The sequence below is a fragment of the Runella sp. MFBS21 genome (assembly GCF_029433105.1).
Lineage (GTDB): Bacteria > Bacteroidota > Bacteroidia > Cytophagales > Spirosomataceae > Runella.
Map to the genome: position 1 here is coordinate 1 of NZ_JARNTW010000049.1, position 5,610 is coordinate 5,610.

General features: G+C 42.1%; 3 protein-coding genes. All 3 read left to right on the forward strand.

Annotation, left to right across the window (positions count from 1 at the left end; translation table 11 throughout):
* Window positions 1-231 precede the first annotated feature (231 nt).
* The 3 genes from P1X15_RS32320 (at window position 232) to P1X15_RS32330 (ending at window position 5,484) form a co-directional block, all read left to right on the forward strand.
* Complete coding sequence (locus P1X15_RS32320) at window positions 232-1,347, forward strand: XdhC family protein (RefSeq protein ID WP_277342239.1); 1,116 nt, start codon at window positions 232-234, stop codon at window positions 1,345-1,347.
* 65 nt (window positions 1,348-1,412) lie between these two features.
* Window positions 1,413-2,615 (forward strand): molybdopterin molybdotransferase MoeA, encoded by a 1,203-nt coding sequence (locus P1X15_RS32325; protein ID WP_277342240.1) that lies wholly within the window; start codon window positions 1,413-1,415, stop codon window positions 2,613-2,615.
* A gap of 427 nt (window positions 2,616-3,042) precedes the next feature.
* The gene (locus tag P1X15_RS32330) at window positions 3,043-5,484 is read left to right on the forward strand and encodes a ribonucleoside-diphosphate reductase subunit alpha (protein ID WP_277342241.1); all 2,442 of its coding nucleotides are present in this window, start codon (window positions 3,043-3,045) and stop codon (window positions 5,482-5,484) included.
* The last annotated feature ends 126 nt before the right edge of the window (window positions 5,485-5,610 follow it).

Here is a 5,610-nt window from a genome sequence, read left to right on the forward strand (position 1 = left end):
CAATAAAGAAAATCATTTCGCATTGAAAAGGAAACTTACGCTCAATGCCTTAAAAAACGCTTGGAATAAACTGAAAATTCTCAAAGCAAACGACCCTATTCTGGGTAGGGCTGCGTAACATCAGTTACTAATACTCATCATTTGGATAGCCCTCGGAAAAACCTATTTTTGCTTTGAAGCGTTATATAGAGCGATTAATTCCCTTTTTCAAAATACATTTTCTCAACCAAGATGAAAGAAATTAAGGCTATCATCAACGCCTATAATCACATTGATCCTACCAAAAACAAGGCCGCCCTTGCCACAGTAGTTAGGGTAGAAGGTTCTTCTTATCGACGCACTGGTGCTCGTATGCTCATCACCGACGATGGTGTATGGGTGGGCGGAATTAGCGGTGGTTGCCTTGAAGGGGATACCCTAAAGCGAGCTCGCCTCGCAATGGCCAAAGCGGAAGCAACCTTGGTGACTTACGATACTACCCAAGATGACCAATACCAAATCGGCGTGGGACTAGGCTGTAATGGGGTGATTGATGTGTTGCTTACGCCCCTCAAAATAGGCGACTCCAACAACCCTGTCGAAATTCTCAAAAGTTGTATGAACGAGCGCCGGCAGACCCATGTTTTGCTCACTATTATGCGACTAGAAGAAAGCTGGGAGGGTTTAGGAGCAGGGCAGGTAGTGCGCTATACTGACGCACAGAGCCTGAATGTTTTTGGCAAAATACAGTCTGAAATAGAAGAGGCCATTCAGGAGCAGCTCCAAAAAGGCAAATCTGGCCCCAAATCTTTCATATTAGAGGATGGAGTAGCTATTGAGTTGTTTATCGAAATCCTCCCTCCCGAAGTGCATTTGGTATTGATGGGACATCAATACGATGTGCTTCCTTTGGCGCGTCTAGTTAAAGAAATCGGATGGCGAGCTACGGTAGTAGCCAATCCTCAAAAAGTAATGCAAAAACTCTTTGCTACTGCCGATGCACTTGTACCACCTGCCGACTTTGATTCTATCTTGGTTGACAACCACACAGCGATTATTTTAATGTCGCATGATTATAAAACCGACAAATACAACCTACCTAAAGTGCTCAACACAAGAGCCTCCTACATCGGTATGCTAGGACCGAGAGTGCGGTCTGAGAAAATCTTTAATGAGCTAGCCCAAGAAGGTATCGACCTCGCCAACACCGACATGGCACGTATCCACGCTCCAGTAGGTCTGGACATAGGCGCAGTATCGCCCGAAGAAATTGCCCTTTCTATCGTTGCCGAAATCAGAGCGGTCTTTTCGGATAGAGCAGGTTCTGCCCTTCGGTTACGTTTGGCTCCTATTCATGAAAGAGACTAAAAGTACAACACTACTTTTTTCCCGTTTTTAAGTTGTTTAACCATCATGCCCCCCACATTGATTCGATGAAACTAACGTCTGTTATTGAGGCTACCAACATCATTCTAGCAAATACCATAGATTTCGGAAACGAATCTATCCCATTCGAAAAAGCACACCGCCGAGTTTTAGCCCAAGACCTTATCGCAGATCGTGATTTCCCTCCTTTCGACCGTGTCACCATGGACGGAATTGCTATTCGGTGGGAAAGCTACGAAAACGGCCAACGTGATTTTCGAATTGAAAGCACTCAAACCGCGGGTGAAGCCCAGCACACCCTTTCAGACCCTGATGCTTGTATAGAAGTGATGACAGGAAGTATATTACCGATCAATACTGATACAGTAGTTAAATACGAAGATCTTGATATGAGAGACAAGATTGCGTATCTCACTACCAGTCTCAAAAAAGGTCAAAATGTACATTATAAAGGAGAAGATAGAGTAGTAGGCAAACCAATCGTTTGTACCAACACTCTTTTAGGCCCTCCAGAGATTGCTATTGCGGCAAGTGTAGGAGCTTCTGAGGTAACTGTGAAAAAACTGCCCTCGGTCGTAATCATCACTTCAGGCGATGAGCTAGTACCTGTTTGGCAAGAACCATTGCCTCATCAAATCAGAAGTTCAAATGTATATTGTATCGCCGACCTTCTCAAATTTTATCAGATTGAGGCTGATTTTATTCATATTCCCGACAATCTCACCCAAACCCAAGCGACCATTGGGCAAGCGCTCCTTCAATACGATGTATTAATATTGTGTGGCGGAGTATCACAAGGGAAAAAAGACTTTATACCTAAAGCTCTTGAAGCCGAAGGAGTCAAAAAATATTTTCATAAAGTGAGCCAACAGCCTGGTAAACCTTTTTGGTTTGGAACAAAAGATACCAAAACTGTATTTGCTCTACCTGGCAATCCTGTGTCATCTTTTTTGTGCGCACGCCGTTATTTTATCCCTTGGCTACGTCAATGTCTTGGCTTACCTGCATTGGATAATATATATGTCGCTTTGGCCGAAGATTATTCCTATTCATCTCAATTAACATACTTTTTGCAAGTAAAAATATTCCAAAACGACGCTACCCTCATGGCTAAACCTATTACTGGTCATGGCTCGGGAGATTTTGCAAATCTCGCTGATACACAAGGTTTTATAGAGCTTCCTTTCGAAAAAAAATTATTTCTAAAAGGTGAAATTTTTCCATTATGGAGGTATAATTTTATTGTATGATGAATAAACTTACCGCTTGATAAATAATTAGAAAAAAGCCACAAAAAAATTTTGCGAGTCCAAAATCTTTGTTTACAATTGTAAACAATTGCATTATTCTAATTTCTACGCTCGCTTTGAAGAGTTTGAGGAAATACCATTGAAAATTTTTCTTATAAATTTTCAACGAACCTTAAACTGTGGTCGGTTAGTGTAAAACACTAAGGACAAATCCGTTAACGATTTCTTAACATTATACGTTGATAAGACTTTTCAAATTTCGTCTCAATCAACGACTCGCATTGACTTGGAAAGAGCCCAGAAAGGTTCTTAATTTTGTAGACTGTACGGCACTGCTAAACGCTTTAACAGTGTCTTTAAAGATTATTGTGTTTGATATTGCTTTACCCTAAAAGATAGATTGATCACCCCATAAACATTTTGTTGTATGTACGTAATAAAACGCGATGGCCGCCGCGAATCGGTCAAATTTGATAAGATTACTTCCCGCATCGAAAAGTTGTGCTATGGTTTGGAAGCGGCTTACGTTCAGCCTATTGAGGTAGCCAAAAAAGTAGTAGCCGGTATTTATGATGGTGTCACCACTGCCGAATTGGATGTATTAGCCGCCGAAACAGCCGCATCTATGACGACTAAGCATCCCGACTATGCTATCTTAGCAGCCAGAATTGCTATCTCTAATTTGCACAAAAATACGCTGAAGTCATTTTCAGCGACGATGAAGCTTCTTTATACGTACACAGATCCTAAAACTGGAGAAAATGCCGCCCTTATTTCAAAGCAAGCGCACGATGTGATTCGCAAACATGCAGCTCTCCTTGATTCAACCATCATTTACGACCGAGATTATGGATACGACTATTTTGGATACAAAACCCTAGAGAAGTCTTATCTTTTAAAAATAAACGGAAAAATTGCCGAACGGCCTCAGCATATGCTTATGCGTGTAGCTGTAGGTATTCACTTAGACGATATTGACGCGGTCATTGAGACTTATAATCTCCTTTCAGAGCGCTGGTTTACTCATGCTACTCCTACGCTTTTCAATGCCGGAACCCCTAAGCCTCAAATGTCGAGCTGCTTCTTACTTACCATGAAGGAAGACAGTATCGAAGGTATTTATGATACCCTTAAGCAGTGTGCACTTATTTCACAATCAGCTGGAGGTATCGGCTTGAGCATCCACAATATCCGCGCTACTGGAAGCTATATCAAAGGTACCAATGGCAACTCTAATGGTATTGTGCCCATGCTGCGCGTATTCAATGATACAGCTCGATACGTAGACCAAGGAGGTGGTAAGCGTAAAGGCTCTTTTGCGATTTATCTTGAGCCTTGGCACGCCGATATTCACGATTTTTTGGATCTAAAGAAAAACCACGGCAAAGAAGAACTCCGCGCTCGCGATTTGTTTTATGCGATGTGGATTCCAGACTTGTTTATGAAGCGTGTTGAGAAAAACGACACTTGGTCACTTTTCTGCCCTCATGAATGTCCTGGTTTGCCAGATACTTACGGCGAAGAATTTGAGCAGCTTTATGAAAAATATGAGCGCGAAGGCAAAGCCCGCAAAACTATCAAAGCGCAAGATTTGTGGTTTGCGATTATGGAGTCCCAAATTGAAACAGGTACCCCTTACATGCTCTATAAAGACCACGCCAATCGCAAGTCAAACCAAAAAAATCTAGGCACCATCAAGTCTTCCAACTTGTGCACCGAAATCATGGAATATACCTCTCCAGATGAGGTGGCTGTGTGTAACTTGGCCTCTATTTCATTGCCCAAGTTTGTAGAGCAAGGCGCCGATGGATTCTTGCATTTCAACCATCAAAAGCTGTTTGAAATTACGAAAGTCGTAACGCGCAACCTCAACAAAATCATTGACCTTAACTATTATCCGGTAGTAGAAGCAGAGCGTAGCAACAAACGCCACCGCCCTATTGGAATTGGTATTCAAGGGTTGGCAGATGCCTTTTTGATGATGCGGATGCCTTTTGAGTCAGAAGAAGCGCGCCGCCTCAATGAAGACATTCATGAAACTATTTATCATGGAGCCATGAGTGCTTCCATGGAATTGGCCAAACAATACGGTCCTTATGAAACGTGGAAAGGCTCACCGATTTCACAGGGAATTTTCCAATTTGACATGTGGAACATCACTCCTAAGAGCAGCAATTGGAATTGGGAGCAACTTCGTAAGGATGTTGTAAAATACGGCGTGCGTAACTCTCTATTATTAGCACCAATGCCCACGGCATCGACCAGCCAAATACTTGGCAACAACGAGTGCTTTGAACCATTTACTTCCAATCTATACGTTCGTCGCGTACTGTCAGGAGAGTTTGTGGTGGTCAACAAATACTTGTTAAAAGACCTAGTAAAAGAAGGCCTTTGGAATGATGCTATGAAAAACAAACTTATGGCTCACAATGGCTCAGTACAGAAAATCGCCGAGATTCCACAACACCTCAAAGACCTTTATAAAACAGCATGGGAAATTAAGCAAAAAACCATCGTGGATATGGCAGCAGACCGCGGAGCTTATATCTGTCAGTCTCAGTCGTTAAATATCTTTATGGAAAATGCCAATTTTGGCAAATTGACCTCGATGCACTTCTATGCTTGGAAAAAAGGACTCAAAACAGGTATGTATTACCTCCGTACTCAAGCAGCAGTAGATGCGGTTAAATTTACAGTAGAGAAAAATGCCGAAGCGGTGTTGGAGCCTGTAACCACAACAGTAGCCGAAAAAGAGCTCAATTATGAGAAGTATGCCCAAGAGCATGCACCTCAAGCCGCTGCTCGTGATGCAGAAGCCGAAAAGCAATATGCGATTGACTCTGCCAACCAAAATCAAAAAGCTGAATAATAATTGAGGGATGGGCATTATTGAAAAGTGACTTTAAAATTCTCTAAACTGCCCAACTCTCTTTGATTAGTGAAATTATCATACATGATTAATTGGACTGTGCAACTCGCTATCATTAAGTAGGCA

What these genes read in the sequence shown, in the direction of transcription:
- P1X15_RS32325 (WP_277342240.1), top strand. Translation starts at nt 1,413, where the DNA reads ATGAAACTAACGTCTGTTATTGAGGCTACCAACATCATTCTAGCAAAT.
- P1X15_RS32320 (WP_277342239.1), top strand. Translation starts at nt 232, where the DNA reads ATGAAAGAAATTAAGGCTATCATCAACGCCTATAATCACATTGATCCT.
- P1X15_RS32330 (WP_277342241.1), top strand. Translation starts at nt 3,043, where the DNA reads ATGTACGTAATAAAACGCGATGGCCGCCGCGAATCGGTCAAATTTGAT.